This window comes from Microbacterium sp. Leaf159, from assembly GCF_001423615.1.
Lineage (GTDB): Bacteria > Actinomycetota > Actinomycetes > Actinomycetales > Microbacteriaceae > Microbacterium.
In genome coordinates this window covers 338,839-362,803 of sequence record NZ_LMOU01000002.1, presented here as the reverse complement: position 1 = coordinate 362,803, position 23,965 = coordinate 338,839, and the positions used below count along the sequence as shown (strand labels likewise).

Below are 23,965 nucleotides of genomic sequence, written 5' to 3'. Positions count from 1 at the left end.
CATGATCGGTCGATGCCCGCTCCCATCGAGGACTACGCCCTGCTCAGCGACTGCCGCACCGGTGCGCTCGTCTCGAAGGAGGGCAGCATCGACTGGCTGTGCCTCCCGCGCTTCGATGCGCCGTCGCTGTTCGGAGCGCTGCTCGGAGAGGCGAGCAACGGATGCTGGAGCCTGCGTCCGCTCGATGCCACTGCGACGTCTCAGCGCCACTACGTGTCGGACACGTTCATCCTCGTCACCCGATGGGAGACCGCCGACGGCGTCGCCGAGGTGCACGAGTTCATGCCGCTGCACCCCTCGCGCAGTGATGTCGTGCGCCGGGTCGTCGGAATCTCGGGTCGCGTCGAGTTCGTCACCGAGCTGCGACTGCACTTCGACTACTCCCGCAGGCTGCCGTGGGTGAGACAGGTGGGAACGAGCGAGGAGCCGGCGCTTCGCGCGACGGCCGGGCCCGAGGCGGTGATCGTGCGCGGCGTGCGGCTCGTCGCCGAGGACCATCGCCACAGGGCGGAGTTCACCGTCTCGGCAGACGAGGTCCGTGATCTCACCCTCAGCTGGTTCCCGTCGCACGAGCATGCGCCGGCGGCGCTCGACGTCGACGACGCGATCGCCGCCACGAGATCGTGGTGGCAGGGGTGGGCGAGCGGGATCCAGCATGACGGCGCCTACCGCGGCGAGGTCGTGCGGTCGCTGCTCGTGCTGCGTGCCCTCACGAACAAGGACACCGGCGGAATCGTGGCCGCCGCCACGACCTCGCTCCCCGAGGAGTTCGGCGGCTCGCGCAACTGGGACTACCGCTTCGTCTGGCTCCGGGACGCCGCGTTGACCCTGGAAGCATTGATCGCACACGGGTTCCTCACCGAGGCGCACCATTGGCGGCGATGGCTGCTCCGCGCTGTGGCCGGCGAGCCGAACGAGGTGCAGATCATGTACGGCATCGCGGGGGAGCGCGATCTCATCGAGCGCGAGCTCACGAGCCTTCCCGGCTACGGAGGCGCGGCGCCGGTGCGGATCGGCAACGGCGCCGTCGATCAGTATCAGGGCGACGTGATCGGCGAGGTCCTGGTCGCTCTGGAAGCAGCTCGGATCGCCGGCCTCGAGGAGGGCGACTTCTCGTGGCCCCTGCAGCGGGCGCTCATCGAGCAGGTGATCGTCTCGATCGACCGGCCGGACAACGGCATCTGGGAGATCCGGGGCGAGCCGCAGTGTTTCACCCACTCCCGGGTCATGATGTGGGCAGCCCTCGACCGCGGCGTGCGCGCCGTGCGGGAGCACGGGCTCCCCGGCGACGCCGAGCGGTGGGCGGTGGTCCGAGACGGGCTGCGGCACGAGATCGACGAGCGCGGGGTGGATGCCGATCAGGGGTACTTCGTGCAGCACTACGGCTCGGCCGAGGTCGATGCCTCGCTGCTCGTGCTGCCGCAGGTCGGGTACTGCGCCGCCGACGACCCGCGGATGCTGCGGACGGTGGAGCAGATCGAGCGCACTCTGCTCACGGGCGGATTCCTCCGTCGCTACCGCACGGAGTCCGGTGTCGACGGACTCGACGGGGGAGAGCATCCCTTCATCGCCTGCAGCTTCTGGCTGGTCGAGCAGTACGCGACGAGCGGCCGTGTCGACGAGGCCCGTGACCTGATGGCGCGGCTGATCGAGATGACGAACGACCTCGGCCTGCTGTCGGAGGAGTACGACGTCGCGAACACGCGGCAAGCGGGCAACACTCCGCAGGCGCTCTCGCATCTGAGTCTGATCCGCGCCGCCGACGCGCTCGGGGGCCATGGGGGCCGCGCGGCGCATCGCCGCTGATCCCGCCTGATTTGGGGAGAGCGGATGCGGTGAGGTACAGTGGGATCAACCGAAGACCGCTGGTCATCGTCATGCGCGCAAGCGCAGGAGGATTGAAGCTCTGCTCAGCAGGGGCCCGCGCAGGACACGAACTTTCCAAAGCTCCGTGCGCTTGCGCCGGAGCTTTTCTGTTGCCAGGGGTCGGAACCGGTGCCTCACCGCCGTGAGGCACCTCGTACACACCAAGGAGTGACCATGGCGCAGAAGGATGCATCGGTCGCCGAGCTCACGAAGTCATTCGAGAACTCGTCTGCCGTTCTGCTGACCGAGTACCGCGGTCTGACGGTTGCCCAGCTCAAGGAGCTGCGCAACAGCATCCGTCAGGACGCTGAGTACGCCGTGGTGAAGAACACGCTGACCAAGATCGCCGCCAACAAGGCTGGCATCACCGCGCTGGACGACGACCTCAAGGGTCCGTCGGCCGTCGCGTTCGTGCACGGTGACTTCGTCGCCACTGCCAAGGCTCTTCGTGACTTCGCCAAGGCCAACCCGCTTCTCGTGATCAAGTCGGGCATCTTCGAGGGCAACGCCCTCTCTGCCGACGAGGTCAACAAGTACGCCGCGCTCGAGAGCCGTGAGGTTCTGCTGGCGAAGGCTGCGGGCATGATGAAGGCCACGATGGGCAAGGCTGCCGCCACCATCGATGCTCTTCGCGAAAAGCTGGAGACCGCCGAGGCCGCGTAAGCGACCTCACGTTCTCGTTCAACAAACCCCATCTATCTAGGAGATACATCATGGCTAAGCTCACCACTGAGGAGCTGCTCGAGCAGTTCGCCGGCCTGACCCTCATCGAGCTCAACGACTTCGTCAAGGCGTTCGAGGAGAAGTTCGAGGTCACCGCTGCTGCCCCCGTCGCCGTTGCCGGCGCAGGTGGAGCAGGCGCTGCTGAAGAGGTTGAGGAGAAGGACTCCTTCGACGTCATCCTCGAGGCTGCTGGCGACAAGAAGATCCAGGTCATCAAGACCGTCCGCGAGCTCACCTCGCTGGGTCTCGGCGAGGCCAAGGCTGTCGTCGACGGTGCTCCCAAGGCCGTGCTCGAGGGCGCGAACAAGGAAGCAGCCGAGAAGGCCAAGGCTGCCCTCGAAGAGGCAGGCGCCACGGTTACCCTCAAGTAATCCGTTCCAGGTCGCGGCCCAGCGCCTCGCCCTGGACGCGTCTGAACGCTTCACGAAAGCCCCGGGTTCGCCCGGGGCTTTCGTGCGTCGTGGGCGCGACGGAGCGACACCACGCTCAGCGTCGGCCGGCGGTGGAGCTGCGCACGACCAGAGCGGATGCCGTGACGGTGCGCTCCCGCGGGGAGTCCGGGTGGTCGATCTGCTGCTGCAGCAGCCGCACCGCCTCGTGACCCTGTTCGCGCGGGGACTGCTTGATGGTGGTGAGAGCGAACATCTCGGCGTGCTGATGGTCGTCGACGCCGACGATGCTCAGCTCGGTGGGCACCGCGATGCCCAGCCGCCGTGCGGCGATCATCGCTCCGATCGCGGCCTCGTCGCAGACGCCGATGATCGCGGTGGGGCGGCCCCGGCGGTCGCCGAGCAGCTCGACAGCGGCGGCATAGCCACCGGGCATGGTCGGGGGAGAGTCCGCGATCCGTGCGACCGCTTCGAGTCCGGCCGCGGCCAGAGCCTCGAGATATCCCTCGACGCGCTGGGCGTCGCCGTAGCTGAGGTCGTCGGGGTCGGCGGATCCGCCGACGAAGGCGATGTCGGTGTGCCCCAGCTCGATCAGGTGCTCGGTGGCGATGCGCGCGGCGGCGACGTCGTCGATCGAGACCGCACTCGAGCCTTCGCTGTAGGGGCCGACGCTGACGAGCGGTCGCTCCGAGCGGTGCAGACGCTCGAGCTCCTGCGCGCTCGGCTGGATGCCGACCGCGATGATCCCGTCGAAGCGTCGACCGGGGAGCACGGCGTCGAACAGGCGCTCACGCGTCTCGGTCCCCTCGCGGATGCCGTACAGGGCGAGCTCGTAGTCGAGTGCGAACAGCGACTCCTGGATGCCGGCGAGCAGCTCCGAGAAGAACCAGCGGTCGACGGGCGGCATGATCACGCCGACGGTCTGGGTGCGGCCGGTCGCGAGGCTCGTGGCGGAGGAGTGGGCGACGTAGGCCAGCTCGTCCGCCGCATCCGTCACCCTCTTGCGGGTGCCCTCCGAGACGTATCCGCGGCCGCTCAGCGCCCGACTCGCCGTCGCCTTCGACACGCCCGCACGCGCCGCGACGTCCGCGATCGTGCTCATCGGTCCTCCTCGACCATGCGTACGGCGCCTCAGCCCCTCCTGCGCGCCGATGTCAGCGTAGCCCGTGTCCGCACCGAAAGGAACCGGTTCCACAGGAATTGCGAGGGAGCGCTCCCATACGACCTGCGTGGACCGCAGGAAAGGATGCCGTGTTGTGATCCTGGCTTATTGTGCCGCGGTGTCGGACCCCGGTAGGTTGTCCTGGAATCGGTTCCCGATTCTGCGCCGAGGGGCGGCGCAGAATGAGTCAGGGGCCGTGAAACTCGAAGAGGAGAATTCACATGGGTCTGTCACAGCGTTCGCGGCGTTACGCGCCGATCGCCCTGCTGGGAGTCGCGGGCATCGCGCTCGCCGGTTGTGGTGCTCCTGGTGGCACGGACGGCGGTACGGAAGGCGGCGGTGAGGGTGACAACACCGTCACCATCTACGGCACGATCGTCGAGGGAGAAGCCGAACTCCTCGCGCAGTCCTGGGCGGACTTCGAAGAAGAGAACGACATCACGATCAAGTACGAGGGCAGCCAGGACTTCGAGACTCAGCTCGGAACCCGCGCGCAGGGCGGCAACCCGCCCGACATCGCGATCTTCCCGCAGCCGGGTCTGTTCGCGGACTACGCCTCGCGCGACCTGCTGAAGCCGGCTCCTGAGGCGGTCAAGGCGAATGCCGAGGAGTACTGGACCGAGGGGTGGGTCGAGTTCGGCACGTACGACGGCACCTTCTACGGTGCGCCGCTCATGGCCAGCGTCAAGGGCTGGATCTGGTACTCGCCGACGAAGTTCGCTGAGTGGGGCGTCGAAGAACCGACCACCTGGGACGAGCTTCTGGCCCTTACCGAGACGATCAAGACCGCGAGCGGCAAGGCGCCCTGGTGCGCCGGCTTCGAATCGGGCGTCGCGACAGGCTGGCCCGGCACCGACTGGATCGAAGACCTCGTGCTCCGAAACGCGGGCCCCGAGGTATACGACCAGTGGGTCAAGAACGAGATTCCTTTTACCGACCCGCAGATCAAGGAAGCCTTCGACGCGACCGGTGAGATCCTGCTCAACCCGGAGTACGTCAATGCCGGCTTCGGCGACGTGCGCTCCATCAACTCGACCGCATTCGGTGATGTGGCGGCGCAGGTCGCCAGCGGCGAGTGCGCGCTGACCCACCAGGCCTCGTTCCTTTCGGGGTTCTACCCTGAGGGCACGAACTTCGCCGAAGACGGAGACGTCTGGGCGTTCCTGACGCCGAGCACGAACGCAGACGAGACGCTCATCACCGGCGGTGGCGAGATCGTCGGCGCGTTCAGCGACGACGAGGCGACGCAGAAGGTGCTCGAGTACCTGTCGAGCCCCGAGTGGGCGGACAGCCGCCTCGCTCTCGGCGGAGTGACGTCGGCCAACAAGGGCGTGAACCTCGATGTGGTCGAGGATCCCATCCTGCAGGAGTCGATCAAGCTGCTCCAGGACGACTCGATCACGTTCCGCTTCGACGGTTCTGACCAGATGCCTGGTGCTGTCGGCTCGGGAACCTTCTGGAAGGGCATCGTCGCATGGGTGAACGGCACCTCGACCGATGAGGTCCTGACCCAGATCGAGACCGGCTGGCCTTCCAGCTGATCGGATGAGGTGGGCCGCCCCGATGGGCGGCCCACCGTCTCGCACTCGGTCCGCGCATCGTCGCGCCGACCGCTGATCAGCTCCGTCTCATGAAGGGGAATCCATGAACGCGACTGTGTTCTTCCAATGGATCGGGTCACTGCCCCCGATCGCTCAGGCTCTCGCCGTCGTCATCGCCTTCGCGGTGGTCGTCGTCGTCATCCTGCTTCTCGTCGACATCGCGCCTCGCAAGGGCGCCCTCTACACCGGCATCCGCCTCGCGATGTGCCTCCTCATCCCGTTCGCGGTGATGTGGTTCTTCAACTCCTATTACTGGGCCATGGGAGTCGCGGTCGCCGTCGGTGCGCTGTTCTTCTTCCTGGACTATCGATCGCGCGACGGCGTCGGATACCTGATCCAGCTGGTCGCCTTCATGGCTCCGGCGATCCTGCTGCTCCTGGCAGGTCTGATCCTCCCGTCGATCCAGACGGTCTACGCATCGTTCTGGAACTCGACAGGCAGCGACTTCGTCGGCTTCTCCAACTACCTGTGGATCTTCACGCAGTCCGACGGTGTCACCTCGGTCGTGAACACGATCGTGTGGGTGCTGCTGGTGCCGACGCTGTCGACGATCGTCGGTCTCGCCTATGCGGTCTTCATCGACAAGACCCGTGGCGAGAAGATCTACAAGCTGCTGGTCTTCATGCCGATGGCGATCTCGTTCGTCGGCGCGAGCATCATCTGGCGTTTCGTGTACGCCTACCGTGGTCCGGAGTTCGAGCAGATCGGTCTGCTCAACCAGATCCTGGTCTGGTTCGGCGGCGAACCGCAGCAGTTCCTGCTGAACAATCCGTGGAACAACCTGGCCCTGATCGTCGTGCTGATCTGGGTGCAGACCGGTTTCGCGATGGTCGTGCTCTCGGCATCCATCAAGGGAGTTCCCACCGAGCTTCTCGAGGCGGCCGAGCTCGACGGCGCGAACGCCTGGGAACGCTTCCGCTCGGTGACGATCCCCTCGATCAGACCGGCGCTCATCGTCGTGCTCACGACGATCTCGATCGCCTCGCTGAAGGTCTTCGACATCGTGCGCACGATGACAGGTGGAAACTACGGCACGTCGGTGTTGGCGAATGAGATGTACACCCAGTTCTCCAAGTTCGAGGCGGGACGCAGCGCTGCGCTCTCCGTCATCCTGTTCATCCTGGTGCTGCCGATCGTGATCTACAACGCGCGCCAGATCAAGAAGCAGCGGGAGATCCGATGACCGACACCGTGAACTCAGACACCGGCCAGAGCACGAGGGCGATCACCACCGCCGGACGCTTCGAAGCCTCGGCAGGCCGCGCACGCAAGCGGCTCAGCCGTCCGTGGGCAACGGTCGCATCGATCCTGATCGCCGTGGTGTGGACCATCCCGACGCTCGGGCTCTTCATCTCGTCGTTCCGTGAGAGGGACGCGATCGAGACCACGGGCTGGTGGACGTTCTTCACCAACCCGCAGTTCACGCTCGACAACTACGCGGCCGTGCTGCAGTCGGGCACCACGCAGCTGACCATCCTCGAGTCGTTCTTCAACTCGATCGTGATCACGATCCCGGCAACGATCATCCCGCTGATGATCGCGGCCATGGCGGCGTACGCGTTCTCCTGGATCGAGTTCAAGGGGCGCAACGCCCTGTTCATCTTCGTGTTCGCGCTGCAGATCGTGCCGATCCAGATGGCGCTCGTTCCGCTGCTGTCATCGTTCTCGCGGGGCATCAACCTGTTCGGCGTGCAGGTCACTCAGGGACTCGATGTGGCGGGTGGGTATGCCCAGGTGTGGATCGCGCACTCGATGTTCGCGCTGCCGCTGGCGATCTACCTGCTGCACAACTTCATGTCGGAGATCCCCGGGGAGATCATCGAGGCGGCACGCGTCGACGGTGCATCCCGCGGCCAGATCTTCTTCCGCATCGTGCTGCCGCTGACGATGCCGGCGATCGCCTCGGTCGCGATCTTCCAGTTCCTCTGGGTCTGGAACGACCTGCTGGTCGCTCTCGTGTTCGCCGACGGTGCGGCGTCGCCGATCACCAAGGTGCTCGCCGAGATCACCGGACGCGGTGAGGGCTGGTATCTGCTCACGGCCGGGGCGTTCGTCTCGATCATCGTGCCGCTGATCGTGTTCTTCTCGCTCCAGCGCTACTTCGTGCGAGGACTCCTGGCGGGTTCGACGAAGGGCTGATCGGCTCTCACAGAGCTGCGGAACACACGATGCCGCGACCGGGTGCAACACAACCCCGGTCGCGGCATCGTCGCACGTACGCTGTGAACATGAAGTACGCAGACTCCATAGTCGACCTGGTCGGCGACACACCCCTCGTGAAGCTCCAGCACGTCACCGAGGGTGTGGAGTGCACCGTGCTCGTGAAGCTCGAATACCTCAACCCCGGCGGGTCCGCGAAGGATCGCATAGCCTCGCGCATCATCGACGCGGCCGAAGCATCGGGAGAGCTGCGGCCGGGCGGCACGATCGTCGAGCCGACGAGCGGCAACACCGGTGTGGGCCTGGCCCTCGTCGCCCAGCAGCGCGGGTACAAGTGCGTCTTCGTGCTTCCGGACAAGGTCGGTGAGGACAAGATCGACGTCCTTCGCGCCTACGGTGCCGAGGTCGTCGTCACGCCGACCTCGGTCGCGGCCGACAGCCCCGAGTCGTACTACAGCGTGAGCGACCGGCTGGCCCGCGAGATTCCCGGCGCGTTCAAACCGAACCAGTACGAGAACCCGAACGGCCCTCGCAGCCACTACGAGACCACGGGTCCCGAGATCTGGCGCGACACCGACGGCACGATCACCCACTTCGTCGCGGGCGTCGGCACCGGCGGCACGATCACGGGCACGGGGCGCTACCTGCGCGAGATCTCGGACGACCGCGTGCGCATCGTCGGGATCGACCCCGAGGGCAGCGTCTACAGCGGTGGTACCGGGCGTCCGTACCTGGTCGAGGGAGTCGGCGAGGACATCTGGCCCGGCGCCTACGACCCGAAGGTGCCGCACGAGATCGTCGCGGTCGGCGACGCCGAGTCGTTCGCGATGACCCGCCGCCTCGCGCGGGAAGAAGGCATCCTCGTCGGTGGATCGAGCGGCATGGCGGTGGTCGGTGCCCTGCGCGTCGCCCGGGAGCTGCCCGCGGACGCCGTCATGGTGGTGCTCCTTCCCGACGGAGGTCGCGGCTACCTGAGCAAGATCTTCAACGACGGATGGATGCGGTCGTACGGATTCAGCGAGGTGGAGGAGGGCGAGACGGTCGCCGACGTGCTGGCTGCGCGCTCGTCCCGCCTCGGCGAAGGCATTCCCGACCTCGTGCATGCGCACCCGACCGACACCGTGCTCGAGGCCATCGGCATGATGACCGAGTACGACGTGTCGCAGCTCGTGGTCCTCAGCGCCGAGCCCCCAGTGATGATGGGCGAGGTCGTCGGCACCGTCGACGAGAAGGGCCTGCTCGACCTGCTGTTCCGGGGTGACGCGAAGCCCGCGGATGCCGTGGGCGATCACGTGGGGGAGCGGCTGCCGCTCATCGGCATCCATGCTCCTCTCGCGCAGGCTCGGGCGGCGCTCGCCGACGTCGACGCCCTGCTCGTGACCTTCGACGGCAAGCCGCACACCGTGCTCACCCGACAGGACCTGCTCTCATACATCTCGCGCTGACGTCGCACGCATGTCGCACTGACGCCGGGCGTAACAGGGCCGGATGCCGGTGTCGGGGTCGACGTAGGCTGAGAGACATGTCCGATCATGCCTTCGCCACCCGAGCCATCCACGCAGGTCAGGCGCCTGACCCGACCACGGGGTCGATCATCCCGCCGATCTATCAGGCCTCCACGCATGTGCAGGACGGCATCGGCGGATTCCGTGACGGGTACGAGTACAACCGTGCCGGCAACCCGACGCGCTCGTCGCTCGAGACGCAGCTCGCCGCACTCGAGGGCGGAGCGAACGCGCTGTCCTTCGCCTCGGGCCTCGCCGCGGAAGACGCGCTGCTGCGCGGCATCCTGAAGCCGGGCGACCACATCGTGCTCGGCAACGACGTCTACGGCGGCACCTACCGTCTGCTCACCAGGGTGCTCGCGCCGTGGGGCATCGAGACCACGACGGTCGAGCTGTCGGATGCCGACGCGCTGCGTGCTGCGATCCGACCTGAGACGAAGATCATCTGGGTCGAGACGCCCAGCAACCCGCTGCTGAAGATCGTCGACATCGCGCTCATCGCCGAGATCGCGCACGCGGCCGGAGCCATCGCAGTCGTCGACAACACCTTCGCGTCTCCCGCGCTGCAGCAGCCCCTCTCGCTCGGCGCCGACCTCGTCGTGCACTCCACCACGAAGTACCTCGGCGGGCACTCGGACGTGCTCGGCGGCGCCGTGGTCTTCGGCGACGACCGTTTCTACGAGCAGATCAAGTTCCAGCAGTTCGCCGTCGGCGCGGTGTCGGCTCCGCTCGACGCGTGGCTCACGACGCGTGGCATCAAGACCCTCGCGGTGCGGGTGCGTCAGCACTCCGAGAACGCGCAGGCGATCGCCGAGTGGGCGGCCGCCCGCCCCGAGTTCGCGACCGTCTACTACCCGGGTCTCGCCTCGCACCCGGGCCACGACATCGCTGCTCGCCAGATGAGCGGATTCGGCGGGATGCTCTCGCTCGGCCTCTCCGCGGGCGCGAACGCGGCCAAGGCCTTCGCCGAGTCGACCGAGCTCTTCCAGCTCGCCGAGTCGCTCGGCGGGGTCGAGTCGCTCATCGGATACCCGCCGGACATGACCCACGCGTCGGTGCGCGGTACCGCCCTCGCCGTGCCCGAGAACGTCGTGCGTCTCTCGGTGGGCATCGAGGGCGTCGACGACCTGATCGCCGATCTCGAACAGGGGCTCACGCGGCTCCGCTGATCTGCGCGATCGCCGGCCAGGTCCCAGGCCCGGCTCTCTGCGTGCGCTGTCTGCGCGCAGGCTGCAGACTTGCATGCTCAGAAGACGGATGGATGCCGAGACCGCGCGTTTCGGCATCCATCCGTCTTTTCGGCATGCAGGTGTGTCCGTCGGGATGTGCCGGTGCACGCGAGAGCTGTAACATGGAGACTTCGCCCGGATCGAATCGTTTCGAGACCATCGACGATCCGACCGCTCTCGCGACTCGACCTCATCCCCCTCGAATTCCGGAAGGACCGTCGTGCCCGACGCTCCACGCACTGACTCCATCCCGACGACCTCCGCCACTGAGCGGACGGCCACCGGCAGCATCCGCATCCCGTCGTCCACTGGTGCGATCCGCACTCTCGGATCGAACCCGGCCACGGCGCCGATCATGCTGCACCCCGGTGACTCGATCTCGAACGGCCGCCGCGCGCTGTACATTGTGCTGCTCGGTGCGCTCACGGCCCTCGGGCCGTTCACGATCGACCTCTACCTGCCGGCGTTCCCCGTGCTGGAGCAGGACTTCGAGACCACAGCCGCCGCGATCCAGCTCACGCTGACCGGCACCATGATCGGCTTCGCGCTCGGGCAGCTCGTGGTGGGTCCGCTCAGTGACAAGGTCGGACGCCGAATCCCTCTGATCGCCGTGACAGCGCTGCACGTGCTGGCCAGTGCTGCGGCCGCCTATGCTCCGACGCTGCCGCTGCTCAGCGGTGCTCGCGTGCTCATGGGCGTCGGCGCCGCCGCCGGTGGTGTGGTCGCGATGGCGATCGTGCGCGACCTGTTCGGCGGACGCCGCCTGGTCGTGATGCTGTCGCGCCTCGCGCTCGTGTCGGGCGTGGCGCCGGTCATCGCGCCGCTGATCGGCTCGTGGCTGCTCACCCTCATGCCCTGGCGCGGGATCTTCGTCGTGCTCGCTCTCTACGGCGTGGTGATGCTCGTGTCGGCAATCGTCTTCATCCCCGAGACGCTCCCCATCGCCCGCCGGCAGGAGAAGGGCGGCGCGACCGTCCTGCAGCGCTACCGCTCGGTGTTCTCCGACCGGGTCTTCATCGGCGTACTGATCATCGGCGGCATGACGTTCTCGGGTCTGTTCTCGTATCTCTCCGCCTCGCCGTTTCTGTTCCAGCAGACGCACGGACTGGATGCGCAGCAGTACGGGCTCCTGTTCGCCGTGAACTCGCTCGGTGTCGTCGCCGGTGTGCAGACGGCATCGCGCCTCGCCGCTCGCTTCGGTCCGCAGTGGGTCATGGCCTACTCGACCGCGGTGCTGCTGCTCGCGGGAGCGGCGATCATCGTCACCGACCAGCTGGGCCTCGGTCTCTGGGGCACGGTCATCCCGCTGTTCGTCTTCATGACGGCGTGCGGGTTCACGTTCCCGAACGTGCAGGTGCTCGCGCTCGACAGGCACGGCAAGGCGGCGGGCACCGCGGCGTCCGTGATCGGAGCCACGAACTTCGGCGTCGCGGGGCTGATCTCGCCGGTCGTCGGCTGGGTCTCCCAGGGTGCCGGAATCACGGCGACGACCATGGCCTCGGTGATGGTCGGATGCGCGGCGATCGGCGTGCTGTCGCTGTGGCTGATCGTGCGCCCCCGGACTGTCGGCATGCTCGCTCCCTGATATTCAGCATTCGACCGGCAGAATGGTTCGATGAGACGACGAACGCTGCTGTGGTGGGGAATAGGGATGCTCGTCGCGGCGACGCTCCTCGGGGCGGCGATCGTGTTCGGTTACACCGAGCCTCCGGGGTTCGACACCTGGTGGAACCAGACGATCAGCACGTACCGCGCCGAATGGATGCTGTCGTTCGCGCTGATCCTCAATGACCTCGGCGGCGGGTGGGTGGCCATCATCCTCGTGCCGCTGCTCATGATCATCGCCCTGCTGCTCGCTCGGCGATGGCGGGCGGCCGTGTTCGCCGCCGTGGCATTCCTCGCCAGTGCCGGAGCGGTGCAGCTGCTCAAGCAGCTCTTCGGGCGTGCGCGACCCGAGGACATGATCGTCGTGAGCGACTACGGGTCGTTCCCCTCGGGGCACACAGCCAATGCGGCGACCATCGCGGTCGTGCTGTGGCTCGTGTTCCCACGCGTGTGGACCGCGATCCTCGGAATCCTGTGGGTCCTCGCGATGGCGATCTCCCGCACGCTGCTGTCGGTGCATTGGGCGACCGACACCCTGGGCGGTGCCCTCGTCGGCGCCGGAGTGGTGCTGGTGCTGGGCTCCGTGATGCTGCCATGGGTGCAATCGGCATCGCGCCGGGCGGCGGTGCCCGCGCCGATAGGCTGACGGGACACCCCATCTCACCGAGGAGCCGTCGTGTCTCGCATCCGTCCGTATCGTCCGTCCGACCGCGCAGCTCTGTACGAGGTGTGCACGAGGACGGCGGATGCCGGCGCTGACGCGACCGGCGTCTTCTCGGACGACTCCCTCTGGGGCGACCTCTTCGCGGTGCCCTACGCCGAACGGCATCCGGACCTCGCATGGGTGGTCGAGACAGACGACGAGCGCGTGATCGGCTACATCGTCGCGACCGACGACACGGAGGCCTTCGCCACCTGGTTCCGTGACGAGTGGTGGCCGACGCTGCAGGAGCGATACCCGCGTGCGGCCGAGCCGACGACCCGCGAAGAGCGGATGATCGAGCACGGGTACAGCCAGGCGCCTGGGCGGGACGCCAATGCCGCGGAGTACCCGGCGCACCTGCACATCGACCTGCTGCCCGAGACGCAGGGGCAGGGCCTCGGCCGCGCACTCATCGAGACGCTGTTCGCCGAGCTCAGCCGCCGCGGAGTGCGCGGACTGCACCTGGGTATGGACCCGAAGAACACGGGGGCCGCCGCCTTCTACGAGCGACTCGGCATGACGCCGCTGCCGGCTGAGCCGGGCGGGCAGAGCTACGGGGTGCGGTTCGCCTGATCGGCGCGAGTCGGTGCCTCAGCTGTCGATCGCGCGATCCTCGGCGTGTGTGCCGTAGTGGTCGGACTGCTGCCGCATGAGATCTCTCATCGACGTCTCCGGTCCGACGCCGTAGACCGTTCCCACGAAGTCGAGATCCCGCTGGATCGCCCAGATCTCCTCATGCCGTTCGGGTGGCAGGATCGAGGCCGGCGTGCCCACCGCGACCCACCCGATCGGAACCACTGTGCCGGGCTCCACCGAGGTGTTGACCTGTACGACACCGTTGATCCGCACTTCGGCCCCGGCGCCGATGCGGCTGCCGGGGAACAGGGAGGCGCCGGTCGCGATGAAGGCCTCGTCCTCGATGATGCTGCCGTTCACATGGGTGTGGGGGCCGATCATCACTGACGCCCCGATGCGGGCAGGGTGACCGGAGCGACCGCGAATCAGCGCATGCTCCATCACCACAGTGTTCTCGTCCACGGTGACTTCGCCGTCCTCGGCGGTGAGTACGGCTCCGTGCAGAACGCGTACACCGGGACCGATTCGGACATCGCCCACGATCATCGCGGACGACGCGACGTAGGCGGTCTCGTGGATCACGGGTTCACGATCGCGGTGGCTCATGAGCATCTGCTCGCTCCATTCCTCGCTCTCACCCTACGGTGACGGCGGGACTCCGGTGCTCGCTGCGCTCGCTCCTCCCCGAATCCCCAGCGCTCGATAAAAAGCATGAAGGGCCCCCGCTGGCGCGGAGACCCTCTAGCTTTTTTTGGCGGTGACGGCGGGATTCGAACCCGCGGTTGCTTGCACAACACACGCTTTCCAAGCGTGCTCCTTCGGCCGCTCGGACACGTCACCAAGGAACAACCTGAACAGTCTATCCGATCGCGCGGACCGCCCACGACCAGCCCGAGGCACGGTCGCCGCGAAGTGGGATGCCGTCGCACCGGAATGCGATCCGCCGCGGCCTTGTGCGCTCCGCACGCGCTATCTAACCTCGAATGAAGACAGTACGACGTCATTCGAAAAACGAACGTCGAGCTGTTCGAGCAGCGATCCGTGGAACGACCGACGCCGGTCGATGCACATCGTCCCGAAAGGACCTCCATGACGTCAGCCGACACTGCAACGTCGACCACCACCGCGGTGCGCACCGCACTGCGCTTGGCCTACTCACGAGCGCTCGCAGACTTCGGACTCGATGCGATAGGCCGGGCCCGCTTCGGATGGCGCGACAGATCGATCGGCTCGGTGGTCGAGCGCGCCGGCACCAGGCAGTGGCTGCGTGTGGTGTGGTCTCGCAGACAGTGGGCGCGCAACGCCTGGTGGACGGGCAATCAGGATGCGGCGATGATCACCGGCGTCGAGAAGCCCCGGCTGCTCGACGTGCGCGCGTGGGAAGAGGGGCCGCTGGTGTATCGGGCCGAGCTCATGAGCCTGTTGCCGGGTCGAGCGTGCGCGCCGACTTCGGTGCTTGCAAGGACTCCGGGGCTGGATGAGTCCTGGTGGACCGACCTCGAGCGCAACCTCGATGCACTGGCGGTGACGGCGACGGATCGCACCATGCTCGACCCCGAGATCGTGCGTCGACGGATCACCGTGTTCTTCGGCATCGACCTCCCCGTCGATCAGGACGACTGGGTGCCGAGCCACGGGGACCTGCACTGGAACAATCTGCACCGAGAGCCCTTCGGTATCGCCGACTGGGAGTCCTGGGGCCTCGCGCCACAGGGCTATGACGCGGCCTTTCTGCTGGGGCATTCGCTGGCCGTGCCGCATGTGGCCGAGCAGATCGCCCGGCGGTTCCGGCGCAACCTCGAGACCGAAGGAGGGATCGTCTCGCAGCTGTACGTCATGACGAAGCTGTTGACGAGAGCCGACGCGGGCGAGCACGTGGGGCTCGTGCCTGCCGTTCATCGCTATGTCGGCCGACTTCTCGGCACCAGGATGCCTCTGCGGCGCAGGACTCCCATCAGGTCGACGTAAAATCTCCAGGTGGCAACCCCCAAGATCGTGCTCTTCTACGTGTTCACCCCGCTCGCCGACCCAGAGGCGATCCGGGTGTGGCAGCGTGATCTCGGCGAGGCGCTCGGACTCCGGGGTCGGCTCTTGATCTCGAAGGACGGTGTCAACGGCACGCTCGGTGGCGACCTGCTGGCGCTCAAGAAGTGGTCACGATCCTTCCGGTCGTACGCGCCGTTCAAGGACGCCGACATCAAGTGGAGCGAGGGCAGCGGAGTCGACGCAGACGGTCGCAGCATCGACTTCCCGAAGCTGAGCGTCAAGGTGCGCGACGAGATCGTCTCGTTCGGGGCACCGGGCGAACTGCGCGTCGATCAGCAGGGCGTCGTCGGCGGCGGCACACGACTCACCCCCGAGCAGCTGCACGAACTCATGGGCGAGCGCGGTGACGACGTCGTGTTCTTCGACGGACGCAATGCGCTGGAGGCGCAGATCGGCCGCTTCCGCGGAGCCGTCGTGCCCGACACCGAGACCACGCGAGACTTCGTCCAGCTGCTCGACTCCGGCGAATACGACGACCTCAAGGGCAAGCCCGTGGTGACGTACTGCACCGGCGGCATCCGGTGCGAGGTCCTCTCGAGCCTGATGACGTCGCGCGGATTCGGCGAGGTCTACCAGCTCGAGGGAGGCATCGTCCGCTACGGCGAGCAGTACGGCGACGACGGTCTCTGGGAGGGGTCGCTCTACGTGTTCGACAAGCGCGGATCCGTCGACTTCTCCGATCACGCCGCCGTCATCGGCGAGTGCGTCGGCTGCGGCACCGCGACCAAGCGCACGGCGAACTGTCCCGACCTCTCGTGTCGCACGCAGTTCGTGGTGTGCGAGTCCTGCGACGCCGTGCGCTGCGAACAGCACGCGGCCTGACGGCTCACGCGGCCTGACGGCTCACGCGGCCTGACGGCTCGCGCGGCCTGACGACTCACGCGGCCTGACGGCTCAGGCGACCAGAGGCACGTCGGTCCTGCGACTCGCGAACAGCGACAGGGGCAGAATGAACGCCAGCACGCGCGTCCGACGGTCGACGCTCCGCCGCAACTGGACGATCACCGCCTCCAGTGCCTCATCGAGATCGCCTGATCGATCCGACGACGGTCGCGCATAGCTCGATCGCTCTACGGCATCGACGAGGGCGCGCATAGCGTCGGCATCCACGCCGTTGTCACGGACGAGGTCGACGCCGCGCATGCGCGGCGTCTCCGCATCCGAGAGCGGCAGCCGCAGGTCTTGCATCGTCGCCCTCAGCTCGGTCCAGGCTGATGCCGCGTCACCGCTCCTGGCACGGCCACGCCGAGAGACGCGGATCGCCAGGCGGATCAGCGCGGGCAGCAGCAGCGCCACCAGCACACCGAAGGTCGTCAGCATGACGGGGGTCGGATCGAGACGCCGCAGCTCCCCGTTCGCGCCCGCGTTGTCGCCCGCGTCCTCCCGCTCGATGACCGGCCCCGAGCTCTGCTCCGCGCTGGGCGCCGCAGAGGGAGCGGTCGGCGTCGACCCGCCGGATCCACCACCCGTGGTCGACCCGGCGGCGAACGCCGTCGGCACGCCGAGAGACGCGGTCGGCTCGAACGGCACCCAACCGATCCCGGGGAAGAACACCTCCGGCCACGAGTGCAGCTGATCGCTCGAAACCGAGTAGACGGCCTCATCGCCACGGGTGTTGTCGGTGCGTACGCCGGGCAGGTAGCCCACGACGATGCGCACCTCCATGTCGAGGCTCTCGGCCATGAGCGCGAATGCGCCCGCGAAGTGGATGCAGTATCCCGAACGCACCTCGAGGAACTGCGCCACCGCATCGGCTCCGGTGCCGTCGAAGCCCTCGTCGACCGGGGTATCGAGCGAGTATGCGAACTGACTGCGGAACCACGACTGCAGGTCGATCAGCCGGTCGTAGTCGTTGGTCGCATCCGCGGTGACCTCCGCGGCCGTCTCACCGATCACCGCGGGCAGCTCCACGGGCTCCGCATCGGGATCGACGACCGGCTCGGCGGCCGGGGTCGCACGGATCTGCTCGAGCGTGGGCTTCACCTCGATCGACCGGACTGTGTAGTCGTTGCCGACGGCATCCGCGGTCCGAGAGGTGATCGTGCGGTTGTCGGTGCTCACGCGCCAGCCCGCCGTGATGCCCTGCACGCTGGTCGCGGGGTAGGGCACGGGGAGCCAGGAGCTCGACATGCGGATCACGCGGATCGAGGTGTTCTGGTCGGTCGTCTCGATGTCCTCACTCCACTCGTCCGGGCCGAAGCCGTCGCTCAGGGACTGCAGGTCGCCGCGATCCGGTTCCCACACGCGGCCGTCGAACTCCGACAGGGTCGTGAGTCGAAGGTAGGGCGCCGTGTCAGCCGTCGTCGCCATCGTGAGCACCTCGACCGGGTTCGGCTGGCGAAGGTCGTCGCCGAGCCGCAGCGATGCGTCGACCGTGACGCCCACGCCTGTGCCGGCGAGGCTTGCCGACACCGGCAGCACGGGCGCGACGATGACCGTGACCGCGAGCGCGGCGACACCGACTCCCGCCGCGACCGCGGTGGATGTGCGCCGAGGTGATTCCGGGTTCTGGGCCGCGGTGTACCTCAGCAGGACGATGATCAGGATGCCGAGCATGACGAACCACACGACGTTCACATCGCCGAGCGTGACGATCATCGGCACCGACCCCACGACCGCGGTCAGCAGGCTCGCGAGGATCGCGCCGCGCTGAGCGACGAGCTGATCGAGCAGGATCGCCACCACCGCGAATCCGATGCCCATCATCGCCTCGAGTCCCGGTGATGCGGCGATCGGGGCGGATCCGAACATCACCTCCTCCCAGGCGGAGGCCGCCAGAGCCTGGAAGGTGAAGATCGTCGCGTCGGTGGGGATCACTCCGAAGACAGCGGTGTCTCCCGCCACCAGCAGCACCACGGTGCCGATCGCGACGAGGATCTGCACTCCGATGGTGGCGAGGTCCCGAGCCCAGGCCGCGCGACGGCGCATCGCCGTGCGCATCGTCATGCCGGTGAGGGCGGTGACCACGATCACGATCAGCACCGCGAACGACCAGGTGCCCGGTTCGATGACCGAGGTGTAGGGCCACATCGCGACGAGCCCTGCGCCTGCGGCCAGCACCGACGGCAGGACGGTGCCGACGGGCAGCTCGTGCTCGCGATGCCAGGACAGCCGCGATGCCCGCTCTGCCCGGCGCTCAGCCCGCGACATCGGCTGCTCCCCGGTTCTCGGAAGGGGCGATCCCGACCCGGTCGGGAAGGACATCCTCCCAGGACTCGGTCACGTCATCGCCGAGGGTCGCAACCCGCCAGCCGTGCTGCTCCGCCGCCTGCACGGCCCCGGGCTGCGGCGCGGTCGCGAACAGCATCGGCGCGGCCGCCCCGGAGGGACGAAGCAGCGCGGCATCCTCTTCATCGATCTCACCGGTGATGTAGACGAGCGGGCCGGGGGGAGTGCCGCCGACCAGAGTCGTGATGTCGCGGGCCTCGCCGCGAGGGGCGACGAGGGCGAGAGCGACGAGCAGGCCGTCGCGGTCGTCCTCGTGGCCGCGGAGCGTGCCCAGAAGCGTCCCCGCACTGTCGATCACGTCGACGCCGTACCCCTCCTGCACGAGATGCACCGCGACGGAGGCGCACATCGACACGGCCCGCTCGAACGCGGGATCCGACTCGTCGCCGGGGCGGGCCCAGCGCGCGGAGCTCCGGTCGAAGATGACGAGGGCATCCGGGCTCGACTCCTCCTCTTCCTGGCGCACCATCAGCTGCCCGCGGTGCGCGGTCGCGCGCCAGTGGATGCGGCGCATGGAGTCGCCCGAGATGTAGCGGCGCGGTGAGAGGTTGTCGCTGCCCTGGCCCAGGCGGCTCGACGATGTGTGCGCCGTGCCTCCGGCCGCCCCCACCTTCACGGTGAGCGGCGCGAGCGTGAACACCTCGGGTACGACCGTCACCGTGCGGGTCTCGCCGAACTCCTGTTCGCGCTGCGCGAGCCCGAACGGATCGACCGTTCGCAGCACCAGCGGCCCGATCGGCCAGACGCCCCGGCGCACCCCGGTGATCAGGTAGGTGAGCTGGCCCGTCTCCGACGGGTACTCGCCCGCTGAGTCGCCGGCCACCGCGTCGGGGAGCACGTCGCGCCAGAGTCCGCGAGGAACGCGCAGGGCCCGCAGCGTGAAGCGCAGGGTGACGCGCGACGTCTCCGAGACCGTCAGCAGATCAGTCGAGACCTGTCGTGCGACCGAACCCGAGCGCCGAGGCAGCCGCACCACGAGCACCGAGAACGCGGTCAGCGCGAGCAGGAGCACGCCGATGTAGAGGAGGATCGGGGCGCCGAGCATGTTCGCCGCGATCAGGCACCCGAGCCCCGCGATGAGCGCACCCGTGCCGCGGAGCGTGAGGGTTCGACGACGATGCATGGCGAACGGAGCAGGTCAGGACCGCGCGGTGACGGGAACCCGCACCCGCTCGACGATCTGCCGCAGTGCGGCCTCGACGGGCTGTGCGCCCGCTCGGTGCGCTCCACGAGCAGGGAGCAGCCGGTGCGCGAACACGGGCAGGATCAGGGCGGTGACGTCGTCGGGGATCACGAAATCGCGGCCGTCGAGAGCGGCCCACACCTTTGCCGCCCTGATCAGCTGCAGCGTCGCACGCGGGCTCGCGCCGAGGTGCAGATTGGGGTCGGCGCGGGTCGCCTGGGCGAGCGCCACCGTGTACTCCTCCAGAGCGGGAGCGACGTGCACCGAACGGGCCCAGGCGATCAGCCCCGAGATCGATGCCGCATCTGCGACGGCGCGCACGGCGGCGAGCGGATTGACCGTGTCGCGCTGGCGCAGCATGAGGGCCTCGGCCGCGGCATCCGGGTATCCCATCGAGATGCGCATCATGAAGCGGTCCCGCTGGGCCTCGGGCAGCGCGTAGGTGCCCTCCATCTCGAGAGGGTTCTGGGTCGCCACGACGAGGAAGGGATCGGGAAGCATGTGGGTCGACCCGTCGACCGTGACCTGCCCCTCTTCCATCGCCTCGAGCAGCGCTGACTGCGTCTTCGGTGACGAGCGGTTGATCTCGTCGGCGATCACGATGTGCGCGAACACGGCTCCGCGCTTGAACTCGAACTCCCGGTCGACGGGGTTGTAGACGCTCACGCCGGTCACGTCTCCCGGAAGCAGATCGGGAGTGAACTGGATGCGGCGGACCGTCGCGTCGACGCTGGCGGCCAGAGCGCGGGCCAGCATGGTCTTGCCCACGCCCGGAACGTCTTCGATCAGCAGATGCCCTTCGGCGAGCAGACAGACGAGGGCGCTCCGCACGGCATCCGGCTTGCCGTCGATCACCCGTCCGACGGACTCGACGATGGCCGACGTCTGCGCGGCGAACTGCTCGGCGTCGACGACGGCCGGGATCAGGGGCGGATTCTCTGGCATGCGTTCCCTCTCGCGTGGGCGCTGCGGTGCGCGTGAACCGATCGTAACCCGGCTGTCTCGGGATGGGGTGGGAACCGGGCCATCGTCGGCGCCACGCAGGGGGAGGCGTCCGCGGGTCAGCCCCAGACGCGCGCTCGCGGTTCCGCGGGGTCCACACGGCTGTCGGCGCTGCGGGCGACACGCAGCAGGGCGAGTCCCTGCACTCCGTTCAGCTCGTGCAGCGAGCATGTGCCGATCAGGGCCTGCCAGTGATCGCGGAATCGCTCGGCGTCTCCGCGCCGCCGAGCGATCAGGCGAGGCACCGCCAGAAGCGTGCGTCCGGGTGAGAGGCGGTCGGCGAGGCGCTCGATCACGGGGATCCTCGGCAGTCCGGCGGCGTCGATGCGCAGCAGGAACCGGGGAGTGCGCACGGGTGCGAAGAGTTCCTCGACGGCATCCGCGATCGTGCGTGCGTCGGCGGCAGGACCGCCCAGCTCGACACGGATCCGCGTGGGGTCGCCGGTGTCGGGGCGCGCGGTGATCGCGGCCTCGTCGATGCGTCCGATGCGGCCCGCCTCGTGCAACGTGCGGGCGACGGCGACCGCCGCTGCCCGATAGATCTCGGCCGGTCGCGCGCGATCGCGCAGAGAGCGGACGAGCATGCGCAGGGCGGATGCCGTCGCCGCGACCGCACCGCCGCCGAGTGCGAGCGCCACCGCGAGAACGGGAGCGAGGGAGACCCCTGAGACGGCCACCACGGCGACGAGGGCGCCGACCGCCGCGGTGCCGGCGACGAATCCGGCGACAGCACCGGCGCTCGCCGTCTGGCCGGCGCGCAGCAGCGGCGCGCGTGAGGTCCGCCGGACCGCGATCGTCTCGCGCTCCTGAGGGCGATAGGCATCGCCGATCCGCCATTCCGCCCTGGTCGTGCTGCGAGAGGGCCAGCGCTCGCGCAGGACGGCGTCGAGATCCCCGATCGAGGTCGACGGGTCCTTGTCGAGCACGCGCTCCCACGCCTCGATGGCGGGCGGGGAGAGCGCATGCCCGAGACCGCTGACGATCCGGCCGTCGCCTTCGGCGCTCAGACCCCACAGATGGGAATGACGACGGCGGAGTCGACCGGACTCCGAGTCGTCGTCGAGGTCGACGTGCGACGGGATCAGGCACACCACGGACCAATTGTGCGCGACCTTCTCGGGCCACGCGGGGTCCAGCCGCAGGGTGCGACCTCGCAGCTGCTGGGTGCCCGATGACGTGGCCACGGTCGTGAGGTCGACGAGGGTGTTGACCGAGGGACAGTCCCATCCTTCGCCGAGCAGTCCTCGGGTGCCGACGAGCAGCCGCACGTCGCCCCGGCGGATCAGCTCCGATACGGCACCGACCACCCGTCCGCTCCCGGCGGCGCGCACCTGCAGATCGCGCACGGGGCCGATGCCTTCTGCGACGCCGACGGGCTCGCCGAGCAGGTCGCCCAGCGTGGCGGCGATGTGGGCCGCATCGTCGGCGCGGACGCGCAGGTGCTGCGAGGTGAGCAGAGCCGGACGCAGGCTCGCCGTGACGGGATCGACCGCGAGGAGGTCGAACGTCCGCAGCGCCCCTGCCGGTGCATCCCCGGCGAGTCCCCGGTTGTTGCCGTGCTCGACGAAATCGGTCACGACGACCGCGCGGATCCGGTCGCCGTCTGGCCCCGCGAGTTCTCGGTGCAGGATCTCGACGGCCGCGTGATCCTTGGCCGCCGAGAACGCCAGCGTGGTCTCGATCGGGTTGCGACCGCGTCTGATGCCCCGGTCGGTCAGCGCGTAGCCGAAATCAGCGAGGGACCGCCGCACGTACTCCCACTGGCGCACGGCCGCGGGGTCGGCGAGCAGCCTCGTCTGGGCGAACCGCGACAGCACAGTGAGCAGGTCGTCGGTGGTGCAGCGATCGAGCAGCGCGGGCGGGATCGCCGCGACGAGCGGATGCTGCGGTGCGACCTCGCGCAGCACCAGGGCGCACGATCGGGTGAGGGCGAAGTCCGTCGAGAAGGCCCTGTCGAGGCGCGCGAGCGGAGTCTCGGTCGCGCTCGTCGTCTCTGCGCTGTCGGGCGGGTCCGACGGTTGCAGATGCTGCTCGAGATACGACAGTGCATCCGGCGTCGACAGCACCTGCCTGATCAGGTCATGCAGCAGGGACTCGTGCCGTCGGATGAAGGAGGCCTCTGCGGGGGTGGGCTCGGTGAACAGCACGTGGTCGCGATACGGGGCCAGATGCCCCTCTTTCACGACCGCGGGTGTCGGCACCTCGTAGTCGACCTCGCCGAGCAGGTGGCTGTAGTTCTCGAACTCGGTCTCGTCGTCGGGTGACGGCAGCGTCGCGGTGAGGCCGATGAGCTTCGGCTCGGTGCCGCTCTCACGGATGCGTCCGGCGAGGTACGCCACGACGATCGCCCAGTGATCGAGCAGGTGATGGCATTCGTCGAGGACGACGGTGCGCACACCCGCCTCGACGAGCCGATCGATGAGGGCGACCGCGTTCGGGTGCAGCACCCGGGCGAGCTCGGAGGGGCGTTGACGGGTGAATCGCGAACGCAGTCGGCGCGCACGACTGCGGATGCCGGATCGGTGGCGCGCGGGGTTGTCGACCGCGAGTTCGGCGAGCCAGGTCGCCGCATCCGCCTCGGTGCGCCCGCTCGCGACGAGCTCATCCGTCCAGATCGCACGGGCGAGGTCGTCGAAGGGGGATCCGTCTCCGGTCACGCTCAGCAGCTGGTAGGTGAGCACCGTCAGGTCCCCGAGGCGCTCGGGGTCGTCCGAGACGGCCGCCCCGTCGGTCGCCAGCTCTGCCGCGGTGCGCAGCCACTGCTGGCGGATCGTCACAGTCGGCGACAGCACGAGCGCGCGATGACCCTCGCGCGCGGCGAGCAGCAGGCCGAGCAGGGTCTTGCCCGAGCCGGGAGGCGCCACGATGTGCAGCGGGTCGTCGCCGCCGGGGGTGAGCCGATCGAGGACCTCGGCCTGATAGGTGCGCAGAGTGCCGGAGAAACGCCACGTCGACAGGGGAGAGGCGGTGGCGGGATCCATGACCTG

At 68.2% G+C, this 23,965-nt stretch carries 19 protein-coding genes and 1 tRNA gene; 13 read left to right on the top strand and 7 right to left on the bottom strand.

All coding sequences use genetic code 11. From position 1 onward, the window contains the following. Positions 1–12: 12 nt before the first annotated feature. From ASF80_RS15385 to rplL, 3 genes are all read left to right on the top strand, one after another. Positions 13–1,806, top strand: a complete 1,794-nt coding sequence (locus ASF80_RS15385) for a glycoside hydrolase family 15 protein (protein ID WP_056312740.1) — start codon at positions 13–15, stop codon at positions 1,804–1,806. A gap of 234 nt (positions 1,807–2,040) precedes the next feature. Then, positions 2,041–2,529, top strand: coding sequence for a 50S ribosomal protein L10 (rplJ, locus tag ASF80_RS15380; RefSeq protein ID WP_045255761.1), 489 nt, complete (start codon positions 2,041–2,043; stop codon positions 2,527–2,529). A gap of 50 nt (positions 2,530–2,579) precedes the next feature. Continuing rightward, a complete protein-coding gene (rplL, locus tag ASF80_RS15375) occupies positions 2,580–2,960 on the top strand; it encodes a 50S ribosomal protein L7/L12 (protein WP_056312738.1) in 381 nt (126 codons plus the stop codon). A 115-nt stretch (positions 2,961–3,075) separates the two neighbouring features. On the opposite strand, the gene ASF80_RS15370 is transcribed toward rplL, so the two are convergent. Then, positions 3,076–4,080 carry a LacI family DNA-binding transcriptional regulator gene (locus ASF80_RS15370; protein WP_056312736.1) on the bottom strand — a complete coding sequence of 335 codons (1,005 nt, stop codon included), beginning with the start codon at positions 4,078–4,080 and terminating at the stop codon, positions 3,076–3,078. Positions 4,081–4,361: 281 nt separating this feature from the next. On the opposite strand from ASF80_RS15370, the gene ASF80_RS15365 reads away from it, so the two are divergent. From ASF80_RS15365 to ASF80_RS15330, 8 genes are all read left to right on the top strand, one after another. After that, complete coding sequence (locus ASF80_RS15365; RefSeq protein ID WP_056312734.1) at positions 4,362–5,681, top strand: ABC transporter substrate-binding protein; 1,320 nt, start codon at positions 4,362–4,364, stop codon at positions 5,679–5,681. A gap of 103 nt (positions 5,682–5,784) precedes the next feature. After that, the gene (locus ASF80_RS15360) at positions 5,785–6,924 is read left to right on the top strand and encodes a carbohydrate ABC transporter permease (RefSeq protein WP_056312733.1); all 1,140 of its coding nucleotides are present in this window, start codon (positions 5,785–5,787) and stop codon (positions 6,922–6,924) included. Continuing rightward, positions 6,921–7,880, top strand: coding sequence for a carbohydrate ABC transporter permease (locus tag ASF80_RS15355; protein ID WP_056312730.1), 960 nt, complete (start codon positions 6,921–6,923; stop codon positions 7,878–7,880). The genes ASF80_RS15360 and ASF80_RS15355 overlap by 4 nt, the downstream gene beginning before the upstream one ends. 89 nt (positions 7,881–7,969) lie before the next feature. After that, positions 7,970–9,346, top strand: a complete 1,377-nt coding sequence (locus tag ASF80_RS15350; RefSeq protein WP_056312728.1) for a cystathionine beta-synthase — start codon at positions 7,970–7,972, stop codon at positions 9,344–9,346. A gap of 77 nt (positions 9,347–9,423) precedes the next feature. Next, a complete protein-coding gene (locus ASF80_RS15345; protein ID WP_056312726.1) occupies positions 9,424–10,575 on the top strand; it encodes a cystathionine gamma-synthase in 1,152 nt (383 codons plus the stop codon). Positions 10,576–10,855: 280 nt separating this feature from the next. Beyond that, the gene (locus ASF80_RS15340; protein ID WP_414845819.1) at positions 10,856–12,220 is read left to right on the top strand and encodes a multidrug effflux MFS transporter; all 1,365 of its coding nucleotides are present in this window, start codon (positions 10,856–10,858) and stop codon (positions 12,218–12,220) included. Positions 12,221–12,250: 30 nt separating this feature from the next. Continuing rightward, complete coding sequence (locus tag ASF80_RS15335) at positions 12,251–12,886, top strand: phosphatase PAP2 family protein (RefSeq protein WP_082488410.1); 636 nt, start codon at positions 12,251–12,253, stop codon at positions 12,884–12,886. Positions 12,887–12,916: 30 nt separating this feature from the next. Next, positions 12,917–13,516, top strand: coding sequence for a GNAT family N-acetyltransferase (locus ASF80_RS15330; protein WP_056312724.1), 600 nt, complete (start codon positions 12,917–12,919; stop codon positions 13,514–13,516). Between the two features lie 18 nt (positions 13,517–13,534). Here ASF80_RS15330 and ASF80_RS15325 read toward each other — a convergent pair whose 3' ends face one another. Beyond that, complete coding sequence (locus ASF80_RS15325) at positions 13,535–14,125, bottom strand: gamma carbonic anhydrase family protein (RefSeq protein WP_235560016.1); 591 nt, start codon at positions 14,123–14,125, stop codon at positions 13,535–13,537. A gap of 146 nt (positions 14,126–14,271) precedes the next feature. After that, positions 14,272–14,359 (bottom strand) — tRNA-Ser (locus tag ASF80_RS15320). Between the two features lie 249 nt (positions 14,360–14,608). On the opposite strand from ASF80_RS15320, the gene ASF80_RS15315 reads away from it, so the two are divergent. Both ASF80_RS15315 and ASF80_RS15310 read left to right on the top strand, forming a co-directional pair. Next, positions 14,609–15,487, top strand: a complete 879-nt coding sequence (locus ASF80_RS15315) for a hypothetical protein (protein ID WP_056312720.1) — start codon at positions 14,609–14,611, stop codon at positions 15,485–15,487. A gap of 9 nt (positions 15,488–15,496) precedes the next feature. Next, on the top strand, positions 15,497–16,387 hold the full coding sequence (locus tag ASF80_RS15310; protein WP_056312718.1) for a rhodanese-related sulfurtransferase: 891 nt from the start codon (positions 15,497–15,499) through the stop codon (positions 16,385–16,387). 72 nt (positions 16,388–16,459) lie between these two features. On the opposite strand, the gene ASF80_RS15305 is transcribed toward ASF80_RS15310, so the two are convergent. The 4 genes from ASF80_RS15305 to ASF80_RS15290 form a co-directional block, all read right to left on the bottom strand. Next, on the bottom strand, positions 16,460–18,715 hold the full coding sequence (locus ASF80_RS15305) for a transglutaminaseTgpA domain-containing protein (RefSeq protein WP_056312716.1): 2,256 nt from the start codon (positions 18,713–18,715) through the stop codon (positions 16,460–16,462). Further along, positions 18,702–19,916 carry a DUF58 domain-containing protein gene (locus tag ASF80_RS15300; RefSeq protein ID WP_056312714.1) on the bottom strand — a complete coding sequence of 405 codons (1,215 nt, stop codon included), beginning with the start codon at positions 19,914–19,916 and terminating at the stop codon, positions 18,702–18,704. Before ASF80_RS15300 ends, ASF80_RS15305 begins: the two co-directional genes overlap by 14 nt. Before the next feature lie 15 nt (positions 19,917–19,931). Then, entirely contained in the window at positions 19,932–20,921 is a 990-nt protein-coding gene (locus ASF80_RS15295) for an AAA family ATPase (RefSeq protein WP_056312712.1), read from the bottom strand. A 116-nt stretch (positions 20,922–21,037) separates the two neighbouring features. Beyond that, the gene (locus ASF80_RS15290) at positions 21,038–23,959 is read right to left on the bottom strand and encodes a DEAD/DEAH box helicase family protein (RefSeq protein ID WP_056312710.1); all 2,922 of its coding nucleotides are present in this window, start codon (positions 23,957–23,959) and stop codon (positions 21,038–21,040) included. Positions 23,960–23,965: the final 6 nt, after the last annotated feature.

Excerpts from the sequence above, each read along its gene's own strand:
- ASF80_RS15385 (WP_056312740.1), top strand. The coding sequence starts at position 13 with ATGCCCGCTCCCATCGAGGACTACGCCCTGCTCAGCGACTGCCGCACC.
- rplJ (WP_045255761.1), top strand. The coding sequence starts at position 2,041 with ATGGCGCAGAAGGATGCATCGGTCGCCGAGCTCACGAAGTCATTCGAG.
- rplL (WP_056312738.1), top strand. The coding sequence starts at position 2,580 with ATGGCTAAGCTCACCACTGAGGAGCTGCTCGAGCAGTTCGCCGGCCTG.
- ASF80_RS15370 (WP_056312736.1), bottom strand. The coding sequence starts at position 4,080 with ATGAGCACGATCGCGGACGTCGCGGCGCGTGCGGGCGTGTCGAAGGCG.
- ASF80_RS15365 (WP_056312734.1), top strand. The coding sequence starts at position 4,362 with ATGGGTCTGTCACAGCGTTCGCGGCGTTACGCGCCGATCGCCCTGCTG.
- ASF80_RS15360 (WP_056312733.1), top strand. The coding sequence starts at position 5,785 with ATGAACGCGACTGTGTTCTTCCAATGGATCGGGTCACTGCCCCCGATC.
- ASF80_RS15355 (WP_056312730.1), top strand. The coding sequence starts at position 6,921 with ATGACCGACACCGTGAACTCAGACACCGGCCAGAGCACGAGGGCGATC.
- ASF80_RS15350 (WP_056312728.1), top strand. The coding sequence starts at position 7,970 with ATGAAGTACGCAGACTCCATAGTCGACCTGGTCGGCGACACACCCCTC.
- ASF80_RS15345 (WP_056312726.1), top strand. The coding sequence starts at position 9,424 with ATGTCCGATCATGCCTTCGCCACCCGAGCCATCCACGCAGGTCAGGCG.
- ASF80_RS15335 (WP_082488410.1), top strand. The coding sequence starts at position 12,251 with ATGAGACGACGAACGCTGCTGTGGTGGGGAATAGGGATGCTCGTCGCG.
- ASF80_RS15325 (WP_235560016.1), bottom strand. The coding sequence starts at position 14,125 with ATGAGCCACCGCGATCGTGAACCCGTGATCCACGAGACCGCCTACGTC.
- ASF80_RS15315 (WP_056312720.1), top strand. The coding sequence starts at position 14,609 with ATGACGTCAGCCGACACTGCAACGTCGACCACCACCGCGGTGCGCACC.
- ASF80_RS15305 (WP_056312716.1), bottom strand. The coding sequence starts at position 18,715 with ATGTCGCGGGCTGAGCGCCGGGCAGAGCGGGCATCGCGGCTGTCCTGG.
- ASF80_RS15300 (WP_056312714.1), bottom strand. The coding sequence starts at position 19,916 with ATGCATCGTCGTCGAACCCTCACGCTCCGCGGCACGGGTGCGCTCATC.
- ASF80_RS15295 (WP_056312712.1), bottom strand. The coding sequence starts at position 20,921 with ATGCCAGAGAATCCGCCCCTGATCCCGGCCGTCGTCGACGCCGAGCAG.
- ASF80_RS15290 (WP_056312710.1), bottom strand. The coding sequence starts at position 23,959 with ATGGATCCCGCCACCGCCTCTCCCCTGTCGACGTGGCGTTTCTCCGGC.